The following is a 23,957-nucleotide window of genomic DNA, read 5'->3' as shown; positions in this document are numbered from 1 at the left end:
GCCGCCCGTGCCCACTTGTTGTCCACGCCATTTTGATATTTTGTTTCATTTTGGGCGTCGGATGACAAATTTTCTTCCGTTTCGGAGCCCAAAACAGCGCGTCCTTCCATTTTTTTAACTAACTCCCGGTTAACTTCCCGATTTCAATTGTCAGCCGCTTTATGCCATAGTATGCCGCATAGCATAAAACGCTTTTAGAGCATTCTGCCCCGGACTGCTACCATAAGACACCAATCATAAGAACAAAGGATTCCCCATGCCGAGCAATTCATCCAAATTTACGGATGCGGAGGCCCTCAGGTTCCATTCCGCCGGTCGTCCCGGCAAGCTTGAGATTACGCCGTCGAAGCCAATGGCCACCCAGCGCGACCTGTCGCTGGCCTATAGCCCCGGTGTGGCAGTCCCGGTAAAGGCGATCGCGGAAGATATCGATACAGCTTATGATTATACCACAAAGGGCAACCTGGTGGCGGTGATCTCGAACGGTACCGCCATTCTGGGGCTCGGCAACCTGGGTGCGGCGGCCTCCAAGCCGGTGATGGAGGGTAAATCGGTCCTGTTCAAGCGCTTTGCCGATGTGGACAGCATCGACCTTGAGGTGGACAGCGAAGACATTGACGAATTCGTCAACTGCGTGAAGCTTCTGGGCCCCTCCTTCGGCGGCATCAACCTTGAGGATATCGCGGCGCCTGAGTGTTTCATCATCGAACAGCGCCTTAGGGAACTGATGGACATCCCGGTGTTCCATGATGACCAGCACGGTACGGCGATCATCACGGCCGCTGGCTTCATCAACGCGCTTGACCTGACGGGTCGCGACCTGAAGACCACCAAAGTGGTGGCGCTGGGTGCGGGTGCAGCCTGTATCGCCTGTATTGAGCTCATCAAGGCCATGGGCCTGCCGCATGAGAATGTCACCATGGTGGACCGCACAGGCGTGATTTACGCCGGTCGCACGGAAGGCATGAACCAGTGGAAATCGGCCCACGCCATCAAGACCGATGCGCGCACGCTTGAAGAAGCGCTGGTGGGCGCAGACGCTGTGATCGGGCTGGCGGCCGCCGGTGCCATCACCAAGGATATGGTCAAGAAAATGGCGGCCAAGCCGATCATTTTCGCCATGGCCAACCCGGACCCTGAAATCACGCCAGAGGACGCCCGCGAGGCGCGCCCTGACGCCATCATTGCCACCGGCCGGTCGGATTACCCGAACCAGGTGAACAATGTTCTCGGCTTCCCCTATATCTTCCGGGGGGCGCTGGATGTCCGTGCCCGCACCATCAATGAAGAAATGAAGATCGCTGCCGCAACCGCTTTGGCCGAACTGGCGCGTGAAGACGTGCCGGAAGAAGTGGCGGCGGCTTACGGTGGCAAGCAGCCGCACTATGGCCCTGAATATATCATCCCTGCGCCGTTTGATCCGCGGCTCATTCGCCGTATTCCAGTCAAGGTGGCAAAGGCCGCGATGGACACGGGTGTGGCCCGGAAGCCGATCGAGGACCTGGAAGCCTATGAGCAGGAGCTTTCGGCCCGGCTTGACCCGACGGCCGATACGCTGTCGACCATGTTCGAGGACCTCAAGCACCGCGAGCCCAAGCGCATTGTGTTTGCGGAAGCCGAGGAAGAAAAAGTCCTGCGTGCCGCCGTTGGCTTCAAGAACGCCGGCTACGGCGTGCCGATCCTGGTGGGTTATGAAGCGCCGATCCGTGAGAAACTGCGCGAAATGGGCGTGGACGACGACGGGTTTGAAATCTGGAACGCGGCCAACACCAAACGCACCAGCGACTATATCGATTATATCTACGAGCGCCTGAACCGCCGCGGCTTCCTGCTGCGCGACGTGCAGCGCCTGGTCAAACGTGACCGGAACGTCTTCTCCGCCTGCATGGTGGCAACGGGCGACGCCGACGGCATGATCACCGGCGTGACGCGGCATTATTGGCGCGCGCTCAAGAACATCCGCCGGGTGATCGACCCGATCCCGGGCCACCGTCCGTTTGGCATGTCGATTGTGGTCACCAAGGGCCGCACGGTCTTTATGGCCGACACCACGGTGAACGAACGCCCGAATGCGGAAGAACTGGCGGATATCGCGGAAAGCGCGGCCTATTTCGTGAAACGGCTTGGGCATGAGCCCCGCGTGGCGTTCCTGAGCTTCTCAAACTTCGGCAACCCACCGTCTGACAAGACCCAGCATATCCAGAAAGCGGTGAGCATTCTGGATGAGCGCGATGTGGACTTCGAGTATGACGGCGAGATGCAGGCGGATGTGGCGCTCAACCGCGACCTGATGGAACAGTATCCCTTCATGCGCCTGTCGGGCCCTGCCAACGTGCTGGTGATGCCGGCGCTCCACAGCGCCAACATCGGCTACAAGTTGCTGACGGAACTGGGCGGCGCCCGTGTGATCGGCCCGATGCTGCTGGGGATGGAGCATTCCATCCAGGTGGCGCGGATGACTGCGAGCGCGTCTGATCTGGTGAATATGGCGGGTCTTGCGGCCAGCACGGCCTTTGCGCTGGAGCAGGCACGCGAAGAGCTTAGCCATAACGGCGAAGACGAGGAATAGCGGCGCTATTCCTCTTCCCAGTCCTTGAGCTTGCGGTAAAGCGTTGAGGGGTTTACCTCCAGCCGCTTGGCCGCAAGCCGTACCTTCCCCCCACATATGTCGATGGCCCGTTCGATCACGCGGCGTTCAACAGCTGCCAGGGGCTCAATGGCGCCCGTTGCTGTCAGGCTTTCCGGTGCTGACGGACCCGCCATTTGCCTCAGGGCGTGCCTGCGGGTCGGGCCCATCAGCCGGTCCAGCATCGCGCCGGTCAGCTCCGGTCCGTCGTTCAGCACCACAGCGCTCTGGATCACATTCCCAAGCTCGCGCACGTTGCCCGGCCAGCTGTGTGCCAGCAGGCGGGATTCGGCGTCAGGACTGATGCTGGTGAAGCCCTTGCCTTCTTCCTTGGCGAAGCTCTCGAGCATGTGACGGGCGATGATCAGGGTATCCTGGTCCCGTTCGGCCAGTGGCGGCAAATGGATCGGCACCACATGAAGCCGGTAATAGAGGTCTTCCCGGAAACGCCCGGCCTCGACTTCCTCCCAGGGTGTGCGGTTGGTGGCGCAGACAAAGCGCACATTCACCTGGATGGGCGTGTTGCTGCCCACGGGCACCACTTCACCGGTCTGGATGAACCGGAGGAGCTTGGCCTGCAGATCAAGCGGCATTTCGCAAATTTCGTCCAGGAACAGGGTGCCGCCGTCGGCGGTCACGGCCGCGCCCTCGCGGTCAGATGTGGCACCTGTGAAAGCGCCTTTCTTGTGGCCGAAAATCTCGCTTTCAATCAGGTTTGACGGGATGGCGGCGCAGTTCAGGGCCACAAACCGCCTGTCCCTGCGCGGGCTTTGGTTGTGGATCGACTCGGCGCACAGTTCCTTGCCCGTACCCGATTGGCCCATGATGAAGACGGACGCTTTCGACGACGCGCAGTCTTCGATCATCCTGTACACGGCCTGCATCGCCGGACTGACACCAATGAAACGGCCGAATTTCTTCTTCTGGCCGCCGGCATATTGCTGCACCAGGCCTGCAAGGCGCTTGATTTCCAGGTTGTTGTTGACCGTGGTGACCAGCCGTTCGGCGGCAAACGGCTTGAGGAGGAAGTCGGACGCGCCCTCCTGCATGGCTTCAACCGCGACCTTGACGGACCCATGGGCAGTGATCACGACAACACGGGCGCTGTTTTTTTCCGTCTTCAACTGCTTCAGGATATCAAGGCCATCCATGTCCGGCAGCCGCAGGTCCAAAAGGATAATGGCGGGTTTCGACCGTTCGATTTCCTGGAGTGCGGCGGCACCGGTTTCCGCGATGGTCGCGTCCAGGCCGGCACGGCGCAGATATTCCCGGTATGTCAGCGCCAGGGTTGGGCTGTCCTCAACGATCAGGATCGGATGCTGGGCAGCATCACCCTTTTTTTCGGCCAATTCTTTCGACGCCATAGAGCGCTCCTTACCCCCGGTTCTCTATTGGTATCGAATGGCATGCCCCTGGGCAAGCATCTCCTTCGCATTGACCTTTGGCCCGTCAAACGCTGAATTTAGGAAAATTATATGGATTTGGTCATTTTTGGTTTACCGGTTAAGGCTATAGTCTGAATGCGGAATTATGGTAGCATGCTCGCAACCGCTTGCGGGTATCGTTCATTGGTGGCGTGGCACAAGACGTGGCGAAAGAAACAGTAAAAAAGAAGGCAGCGGCTGAAAAAGCCAAGGCTGAAGAGGCAGACAGCCGCCGTTTCAAGCGGCGGTCCGTGCTTTGGCCTGCCAAAATTCGGGTCGGCAAGCATGAGCTTTCCTGCCAGATCTGGAATCTGTCGCTGGGCGGTGCCCGTGTTCGCGTTGACCTGCCGCTTCAGGACGGCGTGAAGATCGAGCTGGTGCTGACAGGCCGCGGCGAGATACCGGCCACAGTCGCCTGGGCTAAAGGCGAGCTTCTCGGCGTCGCCTTTGACGTCGGCCCGGAGGTGGTCAAACGCATGTTTGAAGACCGCCTGCATGTCCTTGGCCTTAGCGAAGACGACTAAGCCTTCCCGCTTTCTTCGCTCTTGACCGCGGCGCATCCCTGGGCGCATATCCTTTCCATGACCGTTCGCCTTTCAACCAAGCTCTGGATTGATGCCCATCTGCGCACCTGTTTTGGTGCGGATATGCCGTCGTTCGTGGTTGCCAAGGGTGACGCGGAGCGCGGCGGCATCATCCTGAAGGTCAACCGGTTCGCCGCAGGGGTGCTGGTGTTCGAGCAGTCGCTTGATTTTGACGGCAACCGCATCTGGCGCCGCCTGGGGGCTGCAGAAGGGCAGGATGAGGCCGCGGCTGACGCGCTGATCGCCAAGAAGCGGGGCTTTGACCCGGACCTTTGGGTGATCGAGATTGAGGATAACACTGGCAAATATGAGCCGGATGCCCCAATTTCCGAGTATTAGGCCGCTTTGCGCTTGACGGAGAAGGGCGCCAACCATAGGTAAAGCCCATAGGAAACTACCGAGTTCTGAGCGTTTAAGGAAACCGAGCATGTCGAAACTTGAAATTGTCAATGTGCCAGACCCGCTTCTGAAAACCATGTCCGACCCGGTCGGACAGGTGGATGATGATCTGCGTCGCCTGATGGACGACATGCTGGAAACCATGTATGACGCGCCAGGCATTGGCTTGGCCGCGATCCAGGTGGCTGTGCCCAAACGCGTGATTGTGGTGGATACCGAAGGCGACGAGGAAGACCGTCAGCCGCTTTTCCTGGTGAACCCGGAAATCACTTGGGAGTCGCCTGAATTCAACGTCTATAATGAAGGCTGCCTGTCGGTGCCTGAGCATTATGCTGAAGTTGAGCGCCCGGCGTCGGTCAAGGTGAAATATCTGGATTATGACGGCAAGGAGCAGCACCAGCTGATGGAAGGCCTGATGGCCACCTGCGTGCAGCATGAAATAGACCACCTGAACGGTGTTGTGTTTATCGATTATCTGTCGAAGCTGAAACGCAACATGATCATCAAGAAGGTTCAGAAGGCAACCAAGGGCGTCACCGTCCTTTAAGGGAGAGAGCCCCATGCGCATTGCCTTCATGGGCACCCCCGATTTTGCCCTGCCAACGCTGAAGGCCCTCGCGGCATCCAGCCACGACGTCGTTGCGGTCTATAGCCAACCACCCGCGCCTGCGGGCCGCGGCAAGAAAGAGCGCCCCTCGCCGGTTCATGCCTGGGCTGAAAGCCAGAGCATCCCGGTTTATACCCCGAAATCCATGCGCGACGCGGCCGCTCAGGCCGAATTTGCTGCGCTCGACCTCGATGTTGCGGTGGTGGTGGCCTACGGCCAGATACTGCCGCAAGCGGTGCTGGACGCGCCAAAGCATGGCTGCGTGAATGTGCACGCCAGCCTCCTGCCGCGCTGGCGCGGTGCGGCGCCGATCCACCGGGCGGTGATGGCAGGCGACACACAAACCGGTGTCTGCATCATGCAGATGGAAGCCGGGCTCGATACCGGGCCGGTGCTGATGCGCGCGGAAACCGATATCGCGCCCACGGACACAACCCTCAGCTTGCATGACAGGCTGTCCGCCATGGGCGGTGCGCTGATCGTTGAGGCCGTTGAAGGTCTGGTGGCCAGCTCGCTTAAGGCTGAACCCCAGGCGGACGAAGGCGTCACTTACGCCCACAAGATCGACAAGGCCGAAGCCAAGGTGGACTGGTCAGCTGATGCGAGTGCCGTTGACCGGCTGGTGCGCGGCCTGTTTCCTTTCCCCGGTGCCTGGACCCTGGTGGACGGCGAGCGGCTCAAGCTGCTGGCGGGCAGTGTGGAAGCCGGGTCTGGTGACGCGGGTACGGCCCTTGATGACGCGCTTCTGGTGGCTTGCGGTAGTGGCGCTTACCGCATTGACCGCGCCCAGCGCGCCGGCAAGGGCGCGATGGACCGCGAGGAGCTTCTGCGGGGTTTCAGCGTGCCCAAGGGCACCCGGTTTGAATAGGGCAAGAGCATGCAGCGTTTCAAACTGATCGTTGAATATGATGGCCGCCCCTTTGTGGGCTGGCAGCGCCAGGAAAACGGCCCGTCGGTGCAGGCCACCATTGAGGATGCGATCAAGAAATTTGCGCCAGGTGAAGCGCCCCGGGTGATCGGTTCCGGCCGCACGGACGCCGGCGTGCATGCCCTTGGCCAGGTCGCCCATTTTGACCTGGAGCGCGACATGACGCCAGACCAGGTGCAGGGTGCCCTCAACTATCATATGCAGCCCCGGAATACGGTCGCGATCGTGAAGGCAGAGGCGGTGGACAGCGAGTTCAGCGCCCGCTTTGACGCCGTCAAGCGCCACTATGTTTACCGTATCGCCAACCGCCGCGCGCCGCTGACGTTCGACGCGGGCCTGAAGTGGCATGTCAAAACGCCGCTGGACCACGAGGCGATGCATGACGCCGCCCAGATATTGGTTGGCCAGCACGACTTCACCACCTTCCGGCATGTAGCCTGCCAGGCGAAAAGCCCGGTCAAGACCATGGATTACCTGACGGTTGAACGTGAAGGCGACGAAGTGCGCCTGCTGGCAGGCGCCCGGTCTTTCCTGCACCATCAGATCCGCTCGATCGTGGGCACGCTGAAGCTTGTGGGTGCCGGCAACTGGACCAAAGCGGATGTGCAGGCCGCGCTTGACGCCCGTGACCGCCAGGCATTGGGGCTGAACGCCCCGCCTGACGGCCTCTATTTCAAACATGTCGAGTTTGAAGGCTAGGCGCCTGCGAGCGCCCGTTGTTCGCGTCTGAGCTGCCATAGGCCCGGCAGGGCCGACACCAGCAAAATCACCACCGTTGCCACGATATATCCGCTAAGGGACCCCTCGGGCGGGGTGGCGCCCGGCACCAGATCAATATTCATGGACCCGGCCAGGTTTATAGCGGCGTGGACCATGACCGCAGGCCAGATGCTGTGGCAAAAGACCGTCATTCCGGCAAAACCGATGCCCAGCAGGGTGGCGTAGACCGTCTGGCTGAGGGTGTCGAGCATGGGCGCGTGCGTGAGGTTGATCAGGTGCAGAAGCCCGAAGATGGCGCCCTGGGTGACGGCCGCCAACAGCAGGCCGTTTTTCCGGTGCCGCCAGGCGGTGGCCAGCAGACAGAAACACACACCCCGCAAGAGCAGTTCCTCAAACAGCCCAACAGACAGGTTATAGCCGAGCCACCCCGCTACTGTGCTTGGCGTGAAGACAAGCGCCGACCAGTTAACACCGAGTATGTTGATGGCAACAATGGCCAACATGGGCAGGGGGGCAATCCACCAGCGTTTGCGCCAGGGGCGACCACCGAGCCCAGCAGCCTGCACGAGCTGCATCTTCACAAGGGCATAGACCGCCGCTGCGGCAATCAGCAGGCGGGTGACGATTTTCAGCGTCAAGGCGACCGAAGGTGTATCCGTGAACAGATAGGGAATGCCCAGCACCACCAGCAGGCTGATGGCAATCAGGCAGGTTGAGCCGCTAACCGGACGGTTCAGAAGGAAGGATTTCAGGGTGTTCATTGAGGTCTCGCTGTCTCTATTATTCAAAGCACTAAGGCTGATATAGAGGTCAGCGGAACAGGCCCCAAGGGCCTGATTGGCCTGGGGCGATGATTGCAGCAAGATCGTGATAAGCCGCGAAGGGCTGTGGATTAGGCCGCGTTGCTGGTTGGCTGCGCCAGCATGGCATAAAGCGCGCTGTCGTCTGACGTGGCACGGAGCTTTTTCAGTGTGCCTTCATCGCGCAGCAGGCGCGAGACGCGAGCCAGGGCCTTCAGGTGGTCAGCACCCGCGTCCGTCGGGGCCAGCAGCATAAAGACGATATCCACTGGCTGATCGTCAACCGAGTCAAAATCAATCGGGCTCGCGAGCCGTGCGAACAGACCCTTGATTTCATCAAGCCCTTCGACGCGCGCGTGCGGGATGGCAACACCCTTGCCTACGCCGGTGCTACCCAGTTTTTCGCGTTCGAGAAGCTTGTCGAATACAAGACGTGCGTCCAGTCCGGCAAAGTCTGCAAGCTTGCGGGACAGGGATTGCAAAGTCTGTTTCTTGCTTGATGCCTTAAAGTCACCAAGCACGTTCTCCGCTGTCAGCAGATCTTCGATCTCCATGATCTCTCTCTCATCCGGGCCCACCACTGATGGGCCCGGTAAACCCTCTTGTCTGTTTCCAACCTGCTACCTGTTAGGCGGCACTCGGGCTGATCCACCCGATGTTGCCATCTGGCCTACGGTAAACCACGTCCAGCGTATCGCCCTTGCGATTGCGGAACATGAAGACATTGGCATCGGCCAGGTCCATCAACATCACGGCGTCCCGCACACTGACGTGGGGGATCTCTTTCTTGTTCTCCGCGATGATCAACGGTTGGCCTTCGGCGCTCTCGCCGTTCAGCATGCCCTCGGCATCTTCTTCTTCCGGCGCGAGCACTAGGTCGCTTGCGACCTCAATTGCAATCTCGCGCTGCGGCGTGTGGTGGTGGTTCTTAAGGCGTCGTTTGTATCGACGCAACTGTTTTTCTATTTTATCGGCTGCGAGTTCGAATGCAGCATAGGGGTCGTCTGCTTCCGCGTGGGCCTGCATATTGATCCCTTGATTGGCGTGAAGCGATACATCAACTCGGTATAAGTGTCCTTCTTTGACAAAAGTGGCGTTTGCATCAATGGTGCGGTTAAAGAACTTTTCTGCGACAGTTTCGAGGCGTTCTTCGACATGCTGAGTGAGCGATTCACCAACATTCATTTTCCGTCCGGTAACATTGATATCCATAGGAGCCAATCATCCTTTCTCAGGTAGCCGGGGAGGCTACCGCTACTATACCACGGACCGTTGCGGTCCGGCTGCAGCGTTGAGTTCCAGCGTCTGTCCCCGTCTGACACTGGCGCCGCTTTCCAACCATTGCGGTTGGAAATTTCAGCCTACCACAAAAGATGGTTTAAGTGTGGTTAATCCACTTTGATTTGTGTCAAATTTTTGAATTTTAACAAGTTTTCATGTGAGGTCTGGCAGGCGGTTTTGCAAGGGCCGAAAACGACTCAGCCAGCCGTGTTCTAGCTGCCCATGTTTTTCAGGCGACGGCGCTGGACGGAAGACGGGATTTTCATCGCCTCCCGATATTTTGCAACCGTACGGCGTGCGATGTCGATGCCCTCTGCCTTCATCATGATAACCAGCTTGTCATCGGACAGGATTTTCTTCGGATCTTCATCGTCAATCAGTTCCTTGAGGCGGAATTTGACCGACTCGGACGAATGGGCATCGCCGCCATCGCCCGCAGAAATGGCGGAGGTGAAGAAATACTTCAACTCGAACATGCCGCGCGGGCAGGACATGAACTTGTTGTTGGTCACGCGCGAAACGGTAGATTCGTGCATTTCAATCTCGTCCGCGATGTCCTTGAGCGTCAGCGGTTTGAGGAACCGCACGCCATGCTCGAAAAACTGGCTCTGGGTTTTCACAAGTGCTGTTGCAACCTTGAGGATGGTGCGCGCGCGCTGGTCCAGGGCCTTGACCAGCCAGTTTGCGTTCGACAGGCAGTCGGACACGAAAGCTTTGGCTTCCTTGCCGCCACTCACGTCACCCAGTTCCGTCAGATATTGCTGGTTCACCAGCACCTTCGGCAGCGTGTCGGTATTCAGTTCCACCACCCAGGTGCCGGCCCGGCTTTTCTGAACGAAAATATCGGGCACCACGGGCTGCACCGCCTGACCGCCATAGGCAAGGCCCGGCTTCGGGTTCAGCAGGCGGATTTCCTTGATCATGTCCGCCAGGTCATTCTGGTCGATGCCGCACAGGCGCTTCAGGGTTGCCATGTCGCGTTTGGCCAGAAGCTCAAGATTCTCCACCAGCGCCTGCATCGCGGGGTCGTACCGGTCCAGCTCCTTCAGCTGGATCGCCAGACATTCGGATAGCGAGCGGGCAAAACAGCCGGACGGCTCGAGCGTCTGCAGCGCCATCAGCACCCGCTCCAGATCTTCCGGTGTGGCGCCCAGTTGTTCACCAACCTCCTGGACATCGTCCACATTCACATAGCCGGCCTCATCCACCAGATCGATCAGGTGGGTCGCGATCAGCCGGTCTGCAGGCTCCTGCAGCAGCACGGACATCTGGCGCATCAGGAAGTCATGCAGGTTTTCTTCGCCCTCAAGCGTCTGGTCCAGGCTGCGCTCGTCGGAAAAGCCGCCGCCGCCCTTGATGGCGCCGCCGCCTTCATAGGACAGCGATCCACTGCTGGCGCCGCCGCCTTCTTGCGGGACCCGGTCGGAAACGGCGTCGTTATTATAGATATTGGTCTCATAGTTGGCGTCGAGTGCGCCGTCCGAGCTGGACGACGTATCAAAATCGCTGTCCATGCTCTTGTCGGCGGCCACGATCCCGTCGCTGCCGTCGCGGGCTTCGCCGCCGTCGCGCAGGTTCGAGTCGCTAAAGTCGCTGTCGCCCTGGTTGCTGCCCTCGTCCGGGCCGCCACTGTCGCCGGGCTCACCAATTTCCAGAAGCGGGTTGCGCTCCACTTCGGTCGAGACATAGTCGGCCAGCTCTAAGTTGGAGAGCTGCAAAAGCTTGATCGCCTGCTGCAGCTGGGGAGTCATCACCAGCTGTTGGCTTTGCCTGAGATCAAGTCTTGGCGTTAGCGCCACGTCTCCACCTCCTACAGGCTGAAGCTTTCGCCAAGGTATACCCGGCGGACATCCGGGTCCTTGAGGACAGCTTCGGCGTTACCTTCAAACAGAACGTGCCCGTCATAGATGATGTAGGCACGGTCGATGATATCAAGAGTCTCGCGCACGTTATGGTCCGTGATCAGCACGCCGATGCCGCGGTCCTTCAGGTGGGCCGTCAGGTCGCGAATGTCGGCGATGGCGATCGGGTCAATGCCGGCGAACGGTTCATCGAGGAGCACAAAGCTTGGGCGGGCGGCAAGCGCCCGGGCGATTTCGCAGCGCCGGCGTTCACCGCCTGAAAGCGCGAGCGCGGGCGTGTTCCTCAGGTGCGTGATCGAGAATTCCTCAAGGAGCTTGTCGAGCATCGCGTCGCGAAGCTTGCGGTCAGTTTCGACCACCTCCAGCACGGCGCGGATATTGTCCTCGACCGTCATGCCGCGGAAAATGGATGTTTCCTGCGGCAGGTAGCCGATGCCCAAACGGGCGCGGCGGTACATGGGCAGGTGGGTGATGTCATTGCCGTCCAGCATGACGCGGCCATGGTCTGGCGCGATCAATCCGGTGATGGAATAGAAGCAGGTGGTTTTGCCCGCGCCGTTGGGGCCCAGAAGGCCGACAACTTCGCCGCGGTGCACAGACAATGACACATCGCGCAGGATCGGCCGGCCGCTATAGGACTTGCCGATACCGTCGATAATAAGACCCTCATCGGTCCCGCCGGTCAGGCCGTGGGCGGGGGCGCCGCCTGGCTTGATGTCTGTGTCTACACTCATATACTGCCTCTCGATGTGACCCGGGCCCCGGGCCATCCCCCACGCTTAGCAATAAGCCAAACTTGCTGTTGGCTCATTTTATGCATAAGCATTGTCAATAAATCATGAATAAGATGTTTACGCCAGCCCATTAGGCAGGAAATTTCCTAAAATGGCAGGCTGTTAAACTTGGTCCAAGGTCTGTGGCCGCGCCCCTAATTCTTGTCGCCATCTTTCTTGGTGGGAACATTGAAGGTGCCGCGTACCCGGCCCTCATTGCTGGCTTCACCATCCAGTTTCGCCAGCCCGGAAACCAGATCAAATTCAAGCCGTTCGCCGCGCAGGCTGTTTTCACCCTGGGTGAACACCACATTGCCGCCAATGGTCACCAGCCGCCGGTCCACATCATAGACGGCCCAGTCGCCTGCCAGGCTCTCGGACGAGGACGTGAGGGTCACATGGCCCTGGGCATCCAGCCGGTCGATGCTGGGGTTCTTGATGCCGCTTTCGGTCTCATAGAACACCGTCAGTGTGTCTGATGTCAGGGTCATGCCCCCTTGCTTGACATTGACGGACCCCTGAAAGATTGCCCGGCCTTCCCGCTGTTTCATCTCCAGCCGTTCGGCGGAGATATCCAGCGGCTGATAGGTATCATGATTTTTGAGCACGGACTGCGCCATCGCGCCCGGTGCGGCCAGCAGCATTGCCGATACGGCCACGGTCTTCAGGGTCTTGGAAATCATGATTTTGCCTCACGGTTAGCGGCTGGGTTGTCTTTTGTGTCATTGCCTTTTGGGCGGCGGGGCGTGATGGACAGCTTCACGCCGCCATCAAACAGGCCTTCGCGTTCATCCACCAGGATTTCCATGCGGCCTGCTTCAAGCGTGCCCAGGTCGGACACGCCGTTGATGGACCCCTGTCCTGTGGCTGTGTGGGCTTTCAGGTCCACTTCGGCGCCAGCCATATCCAGCCGGTAGCCGTTCGATGTGTTGACATGAACGCCGCCCACAAGCGACAGCGTCCCTTCTTTCATGCGGTAGATGCCGGTGCGGGCCTCAACGGTTGCCGGCATGCCGGGGTCGAGTTCCATTTCGGCGCGGATGTCTGTCAGGCGGATGCGCGGCGCGCTCGGGTTTTCCTGAAGGCCGGAGGCCGCCTGTACCCGGAACAGCCGGTCCAGCCCGTCCGTGCCGGCATAGCTCAGGTTGGTCATCCGAATCACGCCGTCCGATTTGGCCACTTCATCTTTCGACAGGGTGAAGCTGACTTCCGTTTCGTTCAGGATGGGCCACAGCAGGGTTATCCCGCCCAGGATGATGGCGACCAAAGGCAGCACCACGCGCATGGCATGGATAAAGCTGTCCCAAAAGGGGCTGGAAGGGGTCGCCATGACAGGCGACAAGGCGGCCATGGCTTCCTCGCGGGCCAACCCTGGGCTTGTATAATGGTCGCGATCAGCCTTGGTCACGAAACTTGTCCCTATCCATTAGTGGGAGAAAATATCCATCGGCTCGAACCCTGCCAGGTCCAGCTCGGCGCGGGTCGGCAGGAAGTCGAAAGCGGCTTGCGCCAGCGCCGTGCGCCCTTCGCGGGCCAGCATCATGTCCAGCTTGTCTTTCATCTTGTGCAGATACAGCACGTCGGATGCGGCATAATTTTTCTGCGCATCACTGATGTCATCGGCGCCCCAGTCGCTTGATTGCTGCTGCTTGTCCAGCTCAACGCCAACCAGTTCGCGGCACAGGTCCTTCAGGCCGTGGCGGTCGGTATAGGTGCGCACCAGCTTGGAGGCGATCTTGGTGCAGTAGATCGGCGCCGTGTCGACGCCCAGATACTGCTTCATCACCGCGACATCAAAGCGGGCGAAATGGAAAATCTTCAGAACTTTCGGGTCTGCGAGCAGTTTCTTCAGGTTCGGCGCGTCATAGGCGCCCTTTTTGAAGCGCACCAGATGGGCGTCGCCGTCGCCGCTTGAAAGCTGCACCACACACAGCCTGTCCCGGTGCGGCAGGAGCCCCATGGTTTCGCTGTCGATGGCTACGGATGGTCCAAAATCCAGCCCGTCCGGCAGGTCGCCCTCGTAAAAGTGAATGGCCATATGTGCTCCTGAAATAGATGTAAACAGTCTGTGGGCCCCTTAAGGCACCCTACTGCCACCTTTTGTCATGACGAATGGCTATTATAAAGAGCCTTGTGGCAGAAAAAAGAACTATATGCCGGAAAGGCTTGAATACAATTGGACATAGGCGCCATGCATCATTGAACGCTTGTTCTGGCGCCCAAGTGCCTTACCTTCCTGTTTGCGATGCGTGTATTGCGGAGCGTGCAATGTTTTTTTGAGGCTGAGACAGATGACAGACAGAACAATGGCAGAAATTCTGGCCGACATTGATGGGCCAGAAGCGATGACCCAGGTGACGCCTTTGTGGATGCAGGGACGCGCGGCCTTCGGTGGGCTTGGTGCCGCCATGGCGGCCACGGGCATGCGTCAGGTCCTGCCAGAGGAAAAGCCCATGCGGTCGCTGATGGTGTCCTTCGTTGGGCCGATCCCGGCAGAAGCGGTGACTGTCCGGTCAGAACTGTTGCGCGAAGGCAAGAATGTCAGCCAGGCGACGGCGCGGGTTCTGGCCGGTGACGCGGTGTGTCTTCAGGCATCGGCGGCGTTCGGCAGCGCGCGCGACACCAAAGCGGTCGCCCCGGCTGCAGCCTTCCGGCCGGAACCGCGCGACAGCGTCCCCCCGATGGACCCTTCACGCACGCCGCTGCCGTCTTTCCTTCAGAATTTCGACATTCACTGGACAGGCGACGGCATCCCCACATCGAATACCGGCGCCCGCCGGCTTGGCAAGTGGGTGCGCCACAAGTCGGACATGAGCGCCTTTCCGGTTGAGAAAATCATCGCGGTGGCGGATATCCCGCCGCCGCTCATGATGGCGCATTATGACCGGCGGATCATGGCCAGCTCGCTCAGCTGGTCGCTTGAGTTTGTCGTGCCCGCGCATGAAGTGAACAGCGACTGGTTCTATCTGGACTATAGCCTGGAGGCCGCGGCTGGCGGCTATTGCCAGCAATCCGGCCAGATATTCACCGAAAGCGGTGATCTGGTCGCGCTGTCACGCCAGTGCATGACCTATTTTGAATAAGGCCCGGATTTCACGAATAGAGTAGCGGCCTTGCCTTCGGGCCCCGTCCCCTTACCTCATGAAGGAACATATTCATGAGGGGACAGCATATGGCAGCCGCAGACCAGAAACCGATCGGATCGGGGTTTCACGCAAAATCAACGGCATCGGAGGTGCTTGAGGGCATCGATCTCAAGGGCAAGAACATCATTGTCACCGGTGGCTATAGTGGCATCGGGCTTGAGATGGTGCGGGCTCTGGTGGCAGCAGGCGCCAGCATCACCGTTCCGGCCCGGCGCGTGGAGGTGGCGGCTGAGGCGCTTGCGGGCATTCCTGACGTCACCGTGGCGGCGATGGACCTGGCGGATATCGCCTCGGTCCGCGCTTTCGCAGGTGACTATGAGGCGAGCGGCAAGCCGCTTGATATCCTGATCAACAATGCGGGCATCATGGCCTGCCCCGAAACCCGCGTGGGGCCGGGCTGGGAAGCCCAGTTCGGCGTCAACTACCTGGGGCATATGGCGCTCACAGTGGGGCTTTTGCCGGCGCTCCGGCGCGCGGGTGGCGCGCGGGTGATTGCCCTGTCGTCCACGGCCCACATCATCACAGATGTTCTCTGGGACGACATTCATTTTGAGCGCACGGACTATCAGAAATGGACAGCCTACGGCCAATCCAAAACAGCCGACGCCCTGTTCGCCAACGCGCTTGACCGGCGCGAGGCGGCAAACGGCATCCGGGCCTTTTCAGTGCATCCGGGCGGCATTTTCACGCCGCTTCAGCGTTACCTGCCGGAAGAAGAAATGGTCGCCCTGGGCTGGAAGAACGCAGACGGCACAGTGCCTGAGCGCGTGAAGGCCATGTTCAAGACGCCTGCTGAGGGGGCATCGACCGCCGTGTGGGCCGCGACCTCCCCAAAGCTTGAGGGCATGGGTGGCCTTTACTGTGAAGACTGCGATATTGCCAAGCTTGGTGACGAGACCAGCCAGCGCTGGGAACATGTCCGCGAATGGGCGTGCGATGAAGCAAACGCCGACAAACTGTGGGCGCTGAGTGAGGAGATGCTGGCGGCTGTTTAGCCGCCGCTCGCCAGCGGTGCGGTCTGGTACAGCGTCACCGGAATACCGCCATGGGAAAAGCGCGTTTTGGCTTTACGGAACTTGAGGCCCGTCGTCCGCGCCAGCTCGTCCGAGTTGGTCACCAGCCCGACGCGCCATCCGGCAAACTCGGCCTTCAAAGTGTTCCCGAGCGACTGATAGAGCGACCGCAGCTTGTTCAATTCACCAATGCGAACGCCGTAGGGCGGGTTGATGATCACCAGGCCCGCCGGTCCTTCGGGCGCCTTGAGGCGGCTGATGGTCAGCTGGTCAAAATGGGTGATATGCTTGACCCCCGCGCGCTCGGCGTTGGCGTCGCACATGGCCACGGCGCCTTTGTCGCGGTCAAAACCATGGAAGCGCACGTCTGTTTGCGGGTTGGGTTTCAGTTTGGTCATCTTGCGCCAGGCCGCCTTGTCGAACCCCACCAATTGCTCGAACGCAAACGTGCGTGACCGCCCGGGGTTCAGGCCCAGCGCCATCTCGGCCGCCTCAATCACAAAGGTGCCGGACCCGCACATGGGGTCCACAACCGGCTCCGTGCCCTTAAAGCCGCATTCGCGCAGCAGTAGCGCCGCCAGGTTTTCCCGCATGGGCGCCTTGTTCACCGCTTCCTTATGGCCGCGTTTGTGCAGGCTTTCGCCTGAGGTATCGACGCTGATGGTGCACATATCGTCAAAGATGCGCGCCTTGATGCAGACCTCAGCGTCCGGGGAAATCGTGCCGCCGAACTCTTCCGTGATGGCTTTCTCGATCCGCTCGGCCGCCGCTTTATGGTGATAGATGCGCGATTTCTTGCAGGTCACTTCCACGCGTACCGGCACATCCCGGCGCAGCGTTTCGCCCCAGGGGAATTTGCGCGCCAGCTTGTCCAGCTTGGCCAGGTGCATCACGCGAAACTCGACCAGCCGCACCAGTACCTTCGAGGCCCCGCGCAGTTCCAGGTTTGCGCGCCAAACCTCCGGCCAGCCACCGCGCACGGTCACGCCGCCTGTTGTGGCCTCGGCCCCATCAAAGCCGCGCTCTGTTGCTTCCGCCAGCAGGGCTGGTTCCAGCCCCGGCACGGTCACCAGGAAAATCTCTAAGTCATCATTTGTGTTCATGGCGCATCAGTAGCCTGTTTTGGCCGATCCGTCGACGGTTGTGGAGCGGTGGCTTCGAAAATACAACCAATAATAGTTAGATGAATACCGCCTCAGCTATATTTGGGCACTCACAATGGATAAGGTCAATTCTCGATACTACCAATGGTTATATTCTATTCTTAGGAGGTTCATGTGAACATCAAATATATCGGGGCGGCCGCTGCCGCATTGGGTGCGACGGCCAGTCTTGTTTCTGGGGCAGGGGCGGCTTCTCAGTCTGAGGAAAATTGGACCGCTTATGTGGCGCTTCGTTCGGAAATTGGTTCGATTCCCGGGCTTTCGGGAGATAACATCTGGCTGACATGCAGGGATGGTGACGACCCGGATTCCACCAAGATCGTGCAGGTTACCAATGAACTGCTTGATCAGGGTACCTACAACAAGTACCAGATACCGGCATCCTGCTATCCAAGATACAATCCCGATCCTTCGAACTCATTCGAATTCTTCATCGAACCACACCCGGGGCCGACCAACTTTGAAAAGATCTGCGGGGGAACGACGGTATCGCTGAACAACGGGGTAGTTGTCCGTTTCTTTCTTCAAAAAACCAGCAAGAAAATAACATGTGAAATCAAGCCCGGGCCGCTGCCAAAATCATAAACTGGGCCCCAAAGGCGACGTGGAAAGCTTTCCTGGTGCTTCCATGAAATGAACCAGCTATCTGATGCGGCGCTGGATCCTGAAGGCACTGAGGTCGAGAGCGGCCGTTGGCCCAAAAAGCAAAAACCCGCCTGACCGAAAACGGTTAAGGCGGGTTTTGATGGTGCCCAGAAGAAGCACTTGACCTCAATTCTCGATTTCTATCATTAAATATCAAACTTTTGATATTGCTTGATTAATTAGAATTTCTTCCGAGCTTGGATTATCAAATATTGCTCAATTATCGATATTTCTCTACCTTTGCCCCACCAAATTCCCACCAAAAAGGCAAAGCGACGGCATCATTTAGTAAGCGCGGAAAAACGTGGCGCGTGGAAGTAAGTTACAAGAGCCAGCGTTATACGGCAACCTTTCCCTCCAAAACGGAAGCAAAGGAATGGGCGAACCGAAAAGAGATCGCCTTGAAGTCTTATCGGCCCGGCCAGATGGGCACATGGAAAACGGTCGGCGACGCCTTTGATAAATACGCCAGAGAGATCACGCCAAGCAAGAAAGGCGAACGGTGGGAGCGAATCCGCCTTGCGAAACTGAAAACCTACGACATTGCAGATATCCGGCTGGATGATCTGATGCCGGCGGATATCGCCGCCTGGCGCGACCTTCGTTTGCAAGGGGTTTCCACTTCATCCGTGCGTCGTGATATGGGCCTGATGGGTGCCGTATTCTCTCACGTTGTGCTGACAATTTAAAGTCGGCTTGAGCAAGTTGATGGAAATGCTTTAACGCAAGGCCTTCATATAGACGGGCTTCAAGATATTACTGAACAGATTACCGAATTTCTTGAATGATCCCATATTATTATAGGAAAAATAAACAAATTAAAATCAAACAAGCCCCATATGCGGAAACAATAACTTTTCCTTCTAATCTCCACCAGCGCTTCAGTCTGTTTTGTTGAGAATAAGGGGAGGGGTTTTATAATAGACCAAAGCAACCTCTAATATTACCCGAATTGATAGATACAAGTATGCTTTAAAAAGTTGTATCTTTAAGCTTATCATACAAAAAATGGTTTCAATAGGGACGTCGGTCGTGAAATTCTTAGAACCCCTCATTAGATTACAATCATTATTCGCATCCCATCCCCTTACTAAAGACAAAGTTTTAAAAAGTTGGTCCCGCTTTATATCTTGGCAGGTGCGGTCACGATTTAAGTCGGAACTGCGAGAAACCTGGATTAATGATTTAACCGTTGTTGTGAAAAGGGGCATGACGGGTGCAACTGGAAACATTTATGTTGGGCTCCTAGAGTTTCCAGACATGTCATTTTTGCTTCATTTTCTACGGCCAGGCGATCTTTTTGTGGACATTGGATCAAATGTTGGGAGTTTTACAATTCTTGCGTCTGGTGTGTGTGGCGCCAAAACATATTCATTTGATCCTGGCACTGAAGCAGCAATTTATCTGCAAAAAAACGTGCGTGCTAATGGGTTAGGAAGCTTGGTGAGGTTTCATAACTTCGCGCTTGGCAGTAGTAATGATGAGGTTTCATTTACGAAAGGTTTGGGTGCGGTCAATCGGGTAAATGGAAAAGGCGCAAAGGTTAAAGTTAAGCAAAAAACCTTGGACGAGGTTTTAGCCCACGAAGTACCAATTTTTATTAAGCTTGATGTAGAGGGATATGAGCTGGCAGTATTAAGGGGCTCAAAAAAAACACTTCGCAACAATAAGCTTGTTGCAATTCAAGTTGAGACAATTTGCCCTGAAATTTTAGAGATGCTCAATCAACATGGATTTGATCAATATTATTATGATCCTATTTCCAGAAAAATATCTGAACACTCATTTAATCTTGAGCCAGCAAACACGCTTTTCATTAGAGACCTGAAAAAAGCTCAATGCAGAGTAAAGGCTGCTGAGAAAGTCTGTGTTTTAGGACGGGAAATTTAAAGACGCTAGTTTCAAAAGTGGTTAATTTAGGGGCAGCCGTAAGTTATTGATTTTCCTTTCTTGTTCGGTTCTAAAAGAATTCGCCCCCCCCCCTTTGTGCCGTGTTTATCCCTAGGCGCAATTTAGACCTGCATTGGCCGCTTCGGGCGCCAACATTGGTCAATCGATTTTTTGATCCTGAACCCGAATTTTAATGGAGGAGTGGATCAATGGAAAATCGAAAGCAAGGCACCCGCTATATACCGCCTATCTAGTGACCCGACCGACCCTGCTAGGCGTAGACTTATTTTGTGGTGCTGGTTGCTTCCCCAAAGCGCACGCGATGATCAATCATCGTTACTGGAAACCCTTGTCCGCGTTACCGTGCAACAGCGTGATCGTCTTTGTGGTTCCAGTGTGGCGTACCCGAGAGGATTCGAACCTCTGGCCTCTGGCTTCGGAGCTCGGCGGTTTCTTTTTTTGTGGTGCGAGTCTCAGTTCGGAGAAAAACAAATCCCACCATTCGCCCACCAAGTGGTCGATAAGTATTTGAATTTTAGGGGATTTATGGTGCCCAGAAGAGGACTCGAACCTCCACGTCCATACGGACACTAGCACCTGAAGCTAGCGCGTCTACCAATTCCGCCATCTGGGCACGGGTATCAATTGGTCGGCGGGATGTAGCGCGCCCGGGGGGGTGCTGTCAAGCATCCAGTTTCAAAAAAATCACAAATTTTGAAGGGGCCTCCATCCGGATACCCCGGTGGCTGCGTACAGAAGGGAACGCCGGGCCAATTGCAGCAGACCCGCGCTCGGTATACACTGGTCCGGTCGGGACGATTTTTCTTTTGGAAGAAGGGGCTTAGACAATGAAAGAACGGCTTGTCACTGTCTTTGGTGGGTCTGGATTTATCGGCAGATATATCGTGGAACAGCTGGCGCGCGAAGGCGCGCAGGTGCGGGTGGCCGTGCGCCGCCCCAACGAGGCCCTGTTCCTCAAACCGCTGGGTGACCTGGGCCAGATAAAGCTGATGGCCGCGAATCTGAAGAATGAGCCATCGGTGAGGCGCGCGGTCCGCGGCGCGGACGCCGTGATCAACCTGGTGGGCATATTGTTCAACAGCGGCGGCCAGACATTCGAGGCCCTGCAGGCGGAAGGCGCGGGGCTGGTGGCGCGCGTGGCGGCAGAAGAAGGCGTGAAAAACATGGTGCATATGTCGGCGCTGGGGGCCACGCACGCGTCCGACAGCCGCTATGCCCGCACCAAGGCCATGGGCGAAGACGCGGTTTTGGCGGCTTTCCCGACGGCGACGATACTGCGCCCCAGCGTGGTCATCGGCCCTGAGGACGGCTTCTACAACCGCTTCGCCAAGCTGGTGAAACTGTTGCCCGTCCTGCCCATTCCCGGCGCGGATACAAAGTTCCAGCCCGTCTATGTGGATGATGTGGCCAAGGCCGCCGTGATGGCGAGCCATGGCGGCCTGACTTCTGGAGATCGGGCCTTTGAAGGCAAGACGTTCGAGCTTGGCGGCCCGCGGGTGATGAGCCTGCGCGCGCTTCTCGAAGACATGATGGACCGGATCGGTACCCGTCGGCCGATCATCCGTGTGCCGTGGGGCCTAGCCATGCTGCAGGCCACCTTCCTGCAGATGCTCCCCAACCCGCCGCTGACGCGCGATCAGGTGACGCTTCTGCGGTCAGACAATGTCGTGTCGGAAGGTGCCCTGGGGTTCGAGGCCTTCGGCATCAAGCCGACAGGCATCGCGGGTGTGTTGCCGCGTTACAGCCAACAATATCGGCCCAAGGGACAGTTCAAGGCGTCCTAGGGCCGATCATCCGGCCGCAATTGTGCCATGAGGTCGCTCAGGCTTGATAACTGTGCCGGCTCCAACGCGCCGTCGAACCGGGTGCGCAGGAAGGTGCCGTAGCATTCCCACATGGTGGCACGGACACGGCTCCCTTCGGCCGTGATGGTAACGGTGCGGCCGCGTTTGTCCTGTTCCATTTTGGCCAGGGTTATCAGCCCGGCGGCTTCCATGCGCCCCAGCACGCGGGACATCTGATACTGGGCCAAAAGGGTGCGCTGTTCCAGGTCCTGTGGCCGAAGGGTGTCTGCGCCCGCGCGCTCAAGCTCCCAAAGAATGTCATACCACTCCAGGGGCGGCAGCCCCTGCCGCTTCAGCTGCTGGTCAATGTCAGCCAGCAGGCTTCGGCTGGCGCGCATCATGGATATCCAGGCCTTTTGCGCCTGTTTGCTGGGTTCTTTGAACATGCCCTGGTTTCTAGCAGATACATGCATTTGCATCAATATTGATAATATATGCAATTGCATGTATATACGCAGCGAAGGAGAAAACCCATGAAGCTTATCAGTTATGCCCTGTGTCCTTATGCTCAACGTGTTTCTATCGTGCTTGATGAAAAAGCGCGAAGGTTTGAGCGCATAAATATCGATCTCGCGAACAAGCCGGACTGGTTTCTGGCCCTGTCCCCGCACGGCAAGGTGCCGCTTTTGAAGGATGGTGACGCGGTCCTGTTCGAATCCGTCGCGATTCTGGAATATCTGGAAGACACGGTTGAGCCAGCCCTGTATCCGGCAGACCCGGCGGCGCGCGCCCATATGCGGGCCTGGGTGGCCTTTGCGGGCTCCCTGCTGAATGCCATCGGGCGACTATACAGTGCCCGTGATGCGGCGGTATATGAAGGCGCGCGGGTTGACCTGAGGCGGGAGTTTGAAAAGCTGGAGCAGGCAGCGGCGGAAGCCGGGTGGCCGACTGCCGCAGCGTTTAGTTTGCTGGACGCAGTATATGCGCCGGTTTTCCGGTATTTCGACCTGTTCGACCAGCTCCTTGATCATGGCCTTCTGGCGGGGTTGGAGGCGCTGGCGGCCTGGCGGCAGCGGCTGGCGGCGCGCCCATCGGTTCAGCGCGCGGTTGCTGCAACATATACCGACGACCTGCGGGCGTTCCTCTGCCGCCGGAACTCGTTTCTGCTAAAGGCTGCGGCTTAGATAGCGCCTGTGCCGATAAGCGCGAAAAGGCCAATGCCCAGAAGCACCCGGTAGACCACAAAAATGGTCATGTTGGCGCGCTCGAGCCATTTCATCAGGAAATGGATGGCGGCGAGGGCGGCCAGGCACGACAGGCCCGCGCCGATGGCGGCGTCGATCCAGATAACCGGGTCGCCGCTTTCGGCCACGTCCTTGCCGAGCAGCACACCGGCCCCGATGATGGTGGGGATCGACAGCAGCATGGAGAAGCGCGCGGCTTCCTGGCGGCCAAAGCCCAGGTAGCGCGCCGCCGTCATGGTGATGCCCGCACGGCTGGTGCCGGGAATCAGCGACAGGACCTGCGCGAAACCGATGATCAGCGCGGGCTTTACCGCCATGCGGTCCAGCGCCTTCTCGGTTGCGCCCTTCTTGTCGGCAACCCACAGCAGCAGGCCAAAGACGATTGAGGTGGTGGCGATCACAGCCGCGCCGCGCATCAGGTCCGCGAGGCCCGATACCTTCACCGTAAAGCCGAAAATCACTGCCGGGATGGTGGCGATCACGAGCGCCCAGAACAGCTTCGCATATATGGTGTCCGCCACCGCGCGGCGGGCCGGGGCAATGCCGACGGCGCCAAGGGCGGCCAGGAACAGACCTTTGGTATCTTCCCGGAAATAAAGAAGCACGGCGACAAGTGTGCCCACATGCACGGCACCATCCATCGCAAGCCCCTGGTCCGGCCAGCCGGTGAGGGCAGGCACAAGGATCAGATGACCGCTCGAGCTGATGGGCAGAAATTCGGTGATGCCCTGAACAATCGCCAGAACGAAAAGATGCAATGCGGTCACGGGTAACGTCCTCCCTCAGGCCGGTCATACGCGCGCCGGTCTTGATGCTGATTCCTTATATCAGCGCCCCAATCGGGATGCGAGACACTATATGATACCATTATGGTACTAATAATCACCCTAAGGGCTGGAAAAGAATCATTATATTTGGTATATTTAGGAATAATAGGTCAGCTTATTTGTCCTATTATGAATTTTTTACGTGAAATTTGAGATTTTTGAACATATAATGCGCGCAAGCAGATTCGCAGACACTATTATTACGTGACAACCCGAAGGC

25 protein-coding genes and 1 tRNA gene are annotated in these 23,957 nt (G+C 58.0%); 13 read left to right on the top strand and 13 right to left on the bottom strand.

What is annotated here, in order from left to right:
• Positions 1-256: 256 nt before the first annotated feature.
• Complete coding sequence (locus tag KORLAC_RS19210; protein ID WP_068308612.1) at positions 257-2,569, top strand: NADP-dependent malic enzyme; 2,313 nt, start codon at positions 257-259, stop codon at positions 2,567-2,569.
• A 5-nt stretch (positions 2,570-2,574) separates the two neighbouring features.
• Here the strand turns inward: KORLAC_RS19210 and KORLAC_RS16580 are convergent, their stop codons facing one another.
• Positions 2,575-3,990 (bottom strand): sigma-54-dependent transcriptional regulator, encoded by a 1,416-nt coding sequence (locus tag KORLAC_RS16580; RefSeq protein WP_068308610.1) that lies wholly within the window; start codon positions 3,988-3,990, stop codon positions 2,575-2,577.
• Positions 3,991-4,214: 224 nt separating this feature from the next.
• Here KORLAC_RS16580 and KORLAC_RS16575 point away from each other — a divergent pair, with 224 nt between their 5' ends.
• The 5 genes from KORLAC_RS16575 to truA all read left to right on the top strand — a co-directional run bounded on the left by KORLAC_RS16575 (position 4,215) and on the right by truA (position 7,267).
• Positions 4,215-4,574, top strand: a complete 360-nt coding sequence (locus KORLAC_RS16575) for a PilZ domain-containing protein (protein WP_160328657.1) — start codon at positions 4,215-4,217, stop codon at positions 4,572-4,574.
• 57 nt (positions 4,575-4,631) lie between these two features.
• Complete coding sequence (locus tag KORLAC_RS16570; RefSeq protein WP_074519280.1) at positions 4,632-4,973, top strand: DUF1491 family protein; 342 nt, start codon at positions 4,632-4,634, stop codon at positions 4,971-4,973.
• Positions 4,974-5,061: 88 nt separating this feature from the next.
• Complete coding sequence (def, locus tag KORLAC_RS16565) at positions 5,062-5,580, top strand: peptide deformylase (protein ID WP_068308604.1); 519 nt, start codon at positions 5,062-5,064, stop codon at positions 5,578-5,580.
• Between the two features lie 13 nt (positions 5,581-5,593).
• Positions 5,594-6,508, top strand: coding sequence for a methionyl-tRNA formyltransferase (fmt, locus tag KORLAC_RS16560; protein ID WP_068308601.1), 915 nt, complete (start codon positions 5,594-5,596; stop codon positions 6,506-6,508).
• Between the two features lie 9 nt (positions 6,509-6,517).
• The gene (truA, locus tag KORLAC_RS16555) at positions 6,518-7,267 is read left to right on the top strand and encodes a tRNA pseudouridine(38-40) synthase TruA (RefSeq protein WP_068308599.1); all 750 of its coding nucleotides are present in this window, start codon (positions 6,518-6,520) and stop codon (positions 7,265-7,267) included.
• Here the strand turns inward: truA and KORLAC_RS16550 are convergent.
• The 8 genes from KORLAC_RS16550 to KORLAC_RS16515 form a co-directional block, all read right to left on the bottom strand.
• Positions 7,264-8,049, bottom strand: coding sequence for a CPBP family intramembrane glutamic endopeptidase (locus KORLAC_RS16550; protein ID WP_068308597.1), 786 nt, complete (start codon positions 8,047-8,049; stop codon positions 7,264-7,266). The genes truA and KORLAC_RS16550 overlap by 4 nt on opposite strands.
• Positions 8,050-8,180: 131 nt before the next feature.
• Positions 8,181-8,642 carry a PTS IIA-like nitrogen regulatory protein PtsN gene (gene ptsN, locus KORLAC_RS16545; RefSeq protein ID WP_068308595.1) on the bottom strand — a complete coding sequence of 154 codons (462 nt, stop codon included), beginning with the start codon at positions 8,640-8,642 and terminating at the stop codon, positions 8,181-8,183.
• Between the two features lie 73 nt (positions 8,643-8,715).
• Entirely contained in the window at positions 8,716-9,300 is a 585-nt protein-coding gene (gene hpf / locus KORLAC_RS16540) for a ribosome hibernation-promoting factor, HPF/YfiA family (RefSeq protein ID WP_068308593.1), read from the bottom strand.
• A 281-nt stretch (positions 9,301-9,581) separates the two neighbouring features.
• Positions 9,582-11,168: an RNA polymerase factor sigma-54 gene (gene rpoN, locus KORLAC_RS16535; protein ID WP_068308591.1), complete on the bottom strand. Its 1,587-nt coding sequence runs from the start codon at positions 11,166-11,168 to the stop codon at positions 9,582-9,584.
• A gap of 11 nt (positions 11,169-11,179) precedes the next feature.
• Positions 11,180-11,965 (bottom strand): LPS export ABC transporter ATP-binding protein, encoded by a 786-nt coding sequence (gene lptB, locus KORLAC_RS16530; protein WP_068308590.1) that lies wholly within the window; start codon positions 11,963-11,965, stop codon positions 11,180-11,182.
• Positions 11,966-12,159: 194 nt separating this feature from the next.
• A complete protein-coding gene (locus KORLAC_RS16525) occupies positions 12,160-12,687 on the bottom strand; it encodes an LptA/OstA family protein (protein WP_068308589.1) in 528 nt (175 codons plus the stop codon).
• Complete coding sequence (locus tag KORLAC_RS16520) at positions 12,684-13,412, bottom strand: hypothetical protein (RefSeq protein WP_068308587.1); 729 nt, start codon at positions 13,410-13,412, stop codon at positions 12,684-12,686. Before KORLAC_RS16520 ends, KORLAC_RS16525 begins: the two co-directional genes overlap by 4 nt.
• 18 nt (positions 13,413-13,430) lie before the next feature.
• Positions 13,431-14,042, bottom strand: coding sequence for a ribonuclease D (locus tag KORLAC_RS16515; protein ID WP_068308586.1), 612 nt, complete (start codon positions 14,040-14,042; stop codon positions 13,431-13,433).
• Positions 14,043-14,295: 253 nt separating this feature from the next.
• On the opposite strand from KORLAC_RS16515, the gene KORLAC_RS16510 reads away from it, so the two are divergent.
• Both KORLAC_RS16510 and KORLAC_RS16505 read left to right on the top strand, forming a co-directional pair.
• Positions 14,296-15,087: a thioesterase family protein gene (locus KORLAC_RS16510; RefSeq protein ID WP_068308585.1), complete on the top strand. Its 792-nt coding sequence runs from the start codon at positions 14,296-14,298 to the stop codon at positions 15,085-15,087.
• An 89-nt stretch (positions 15,088-15,176) separates the two neighbouring features.
• Positions 15,177-16,145, top strand: coding sequence for an oxidoreductase (locus tag KORLAC_RS16505; protein WP_068308583.1), 969 nt, complete (start codon positions 15,177-15,179; stop codon positions 16,143-16,145).
• On the opposite strand, the gene KORLAC_RS16500 is transcribed toward KORLAC_RS16505, so the two are convergent.
• Entirely contained in the window at positions 16,142-17,266 is a 1,125-nt protein-coding gene (locus tag KORLAC_RS16500) for a THUMP domain-containing class I SAM-dependent RNA methyltransferase (protein WP_068308581.1), read from the bottom strand. The genes KORLAC_RS16505 and KORLAC_RS16500 overlap by 4 nt on opposite strands.
• 174 nt (positions 17,267-17,440) lie before the next feature.
• Here KORLAC_RS16500 and KORLAC_RS16495 point away from each other — a divergent pair, with 174 nt between their 5' ends.
• The 3 genes from KORLAC_RS16495 (at position 17,441) to KORLAC_RS16485 (ending at position 19,861) form a co-directional block, all read left to right on the top strand.
• A complete protein-coding gene (locus tag KORLAC_RS16495) occupies positions 17,441-17,911 on the top strand; it encodes a hypothetical protein (RefSeq protein WP_068308579.1) in 471 nt (156 codons plus the stop codon).
• Positions 17,912-18,168: 257 nt separating this feature from the next.
• A complete protein-coding gene (locus KORLAC_RS16490; RefSeq protein WP_139167393.1) occupies positions 18,169-18,660 on the top strand; it encodes a hypothetical protein in 492 nt (163 codons plus the stop codon).
• 343 nt (positions 18,661-19,003) lie between these two features.
• Positions 19,004-19,861 (top strand): FkbM family methyltransferase, encoded by an 858-nt coding sequence (locus KORLAC_RS16485; protein ID WP_068308574.1) that lies wholly within the window; start codon positions 19,004-19,006, stop codon positions 19,859-19,861.
• 547 nt (positions 19,862-20,408) lie between these two features.
• On the opposite strand, the gene KORLAC_RS16480 is transcribed toward KORLAC_RS16485, so the two are convergent.
• A tRNA-Leu gene (locus KORLAC_RS16480) sits at positions 20,409-20,495 on the bottom strand.
• Positions 20,496-20,709: 214 nt separating this feature from the next.
• Between KORLAC_RS16480 and KORLAC_RS16475 the strand changes: the two genes are divergently transcribed.
• Positions 20,710-21,666 (top strand): complex I NDUFA9 subunit family protein, encoded by a 957-nt coding sequence (locus KORLAC_RS16475; RefSeq protein WP_068308572.1) that lies wholly within the window; start codon positions 20,710-20,712, stop codon positions 21,664-21,666.
• On the opposite strand, the gene KORLAC_RS16470 is transcribed toward KORLAC_RS16475, so the two are convergent.
• On the bottom strand, positions 21,663-22,112 hold the full coding sequence (locus KORLAC_RS16470; protein WP_068308570.1) for a MarR family winged helix-turn-helix transcriptional regulator: 450 nt from the start codon (positions 22,110-22,112) through the stop codon (positions 21,663-21,665). The two genes, KORLAC_RS16475 and KORLAC_RS16470, sit on opposite strands and share 4 nt — an antisense overlap.
• A gap of 87 nt (positions 22,113-22,199) precedes the next feature.
• Between KORLAC_RS16470 and KORLAC_RS16465 the strand changes: the two genes are divergently transcribed.
• On the top strand, positions 22,200-22,850 hold the full coding sequence (locus tag KORLAC_RS16465) for a glutathione S-transferase family protein (protein ID WP_068308569.1): 651 nt from the start codon (positions 22,200-22,202) through the stop codon (positions 22,848-22,850).
• Here the strand turns inward: KORLAC_RS16465 and KORLAC_RS16460 are convergent.
• Entirely contained in the window at positions 22,847-23,677 is an 831-nt protein-coding gene (locus KORLAC_RS16460; RefSeq protein WP_068308568.1) for an undecaprenyl-diphosphate phosphatase, read from the bottom strand. The two genes, KORLAC_RS16465 and KORLAC_RS16460, sit on opposite strands and share 4 nt — an antisense overlap.
• Positions 23,678-23,957: the final 280 nt, after the last annotated feature.

Origin of the sequence: Kordiimonas lacus (assembly GCF_001550055.1) — a bacterium.
Lineage (GTDB): Bacteria > Pseudomonadota > Alphaproteobacteria > Sphingomonadales > Kordiimonadaceae > Kordiimonas > Kordiimonas lacus.
Note: the sequence above shows the minus strand (reverse complement) of the source record. Positions and strands in the feature narration are given on the sequence as shown.

Coding starts and splice junctions, on each gene's coding strand:
- KORLAC_RS16500 (WP_068308581.1), bottom strand. CDS start 17,266: ATGAACACAAATGATGACTTAGAGATTTTCCTGGTGACCGTGCCGGGG.
- lptB (WP_068308590.1), bottom strand. CDS start 11,965: ATGAGTGTAGACACAGACATCAAGCCAGGCGGCGCCCCCGCCCACGGC.
- fmt (WP_068308601.1), top strand. CDS start 5,594: ATGCGCATTGCCTTCATGGGCACCCCCGATTTTGCCCTGCCAACGCTG.
- KORLAC_RS16465 (WP_068308569.1), top strand. CDS start 22,200: ATGAAGCTTATCAGTTATGCCCTGTGTCCTTATGCTCAACGTGTTTCT.
- ptsN (WP_068308595.1), bottom strand. CDS start 8,642: ATGGAGATCGAAGATCTGCTGACAGCGGAGAACGTGCTTGGTGACTTT.
- KORLAC_RS16515 (WP_068308586.1), bottom strand. CDS start 14,042: ATGGCCATTCACTTTTACGAGGGCGACCTGCCGGACGGGCTGGATTTT.
- KORLAC_RS16580 (WP_068308610.1), bottom strand. CDS start 3,990: ATGGCGTCGAAAGAATTGGCCGAAAAAAAGGGTGATGCTGCCCAGCAT.
- KORLAC_RS16510 (WP_068308585.1), top strand. CDS start 14,296: ATGACAGACAGAACAATGGCAGAAATTCTGGCCGACATTGATGGGCCA.
- KORLAC_RS16470 (WP_068308570.1), bottom strand. CDS start 22,112: ATGTTCAAAGAACCCAGCAAACAGGCGCAAAAGGCCTGGATATCCATG.
- KORLAC_RS16570 (WP_074519280.1), top strand. CDS start 4,632: ATGACCGTTCGCCTTTCAACCAAGCTCTGGATTGATGCCCATCTGCGC.
- KORLAC_RS16550 (WP_068308597.1), bottom strand. CDS start 8,049: ATGAACACCCTGAAATCCTTCCTTCTGAACCGTCCGGTTAGCGGCTCA.
- KORLAC_RS16525 (WP_068308589.1), bottom strand. CDS start 12,687: ATGATTTCCAAGACCCTGAAGACCGTGGCCGTATCGGCAATGCTGCTG.
- truA (WP_068308599.1), top strand. CDS start 6,518: ATGCAGCGTTTCAAACTGATCGTTGAATATGATGGCCGCCCCTTTGTG.
- def (WP_068308604.1), top strand. CDS start 5,062: ATGTCGAAACTTGAAATTGTCAATGTGCCAGACCCGCTTCTGAAAACC.
- KORLAC_RS16475 (WP_068308572.1), top strand. CDS start 20,710: ATGAAAGAACGGCTTGTCACTGTCTTTGGTGGGTCTGGATTTATCGGC.
- KORLAC_RS19210 (WP_068308612.1), top strand. CDS start 257: ATGCCGAGCAATTCATCCAAATTTACGGATGCGGAGGCCCTCAGGTTC.
- KORLAC_RS16505 (WP_068308583.1), top strand. CDS start 15,177: ATGGCAGCCGCAGACCAGAAACCGATCGGATCGGGGTTTCACGCAAAA.
- hpf (WP_068308593.1), bottom strand. CDS start 9,300: ATGGATATCAATGTTACCGGACGGAAAATGAATGTTGGTGAATCGCTC.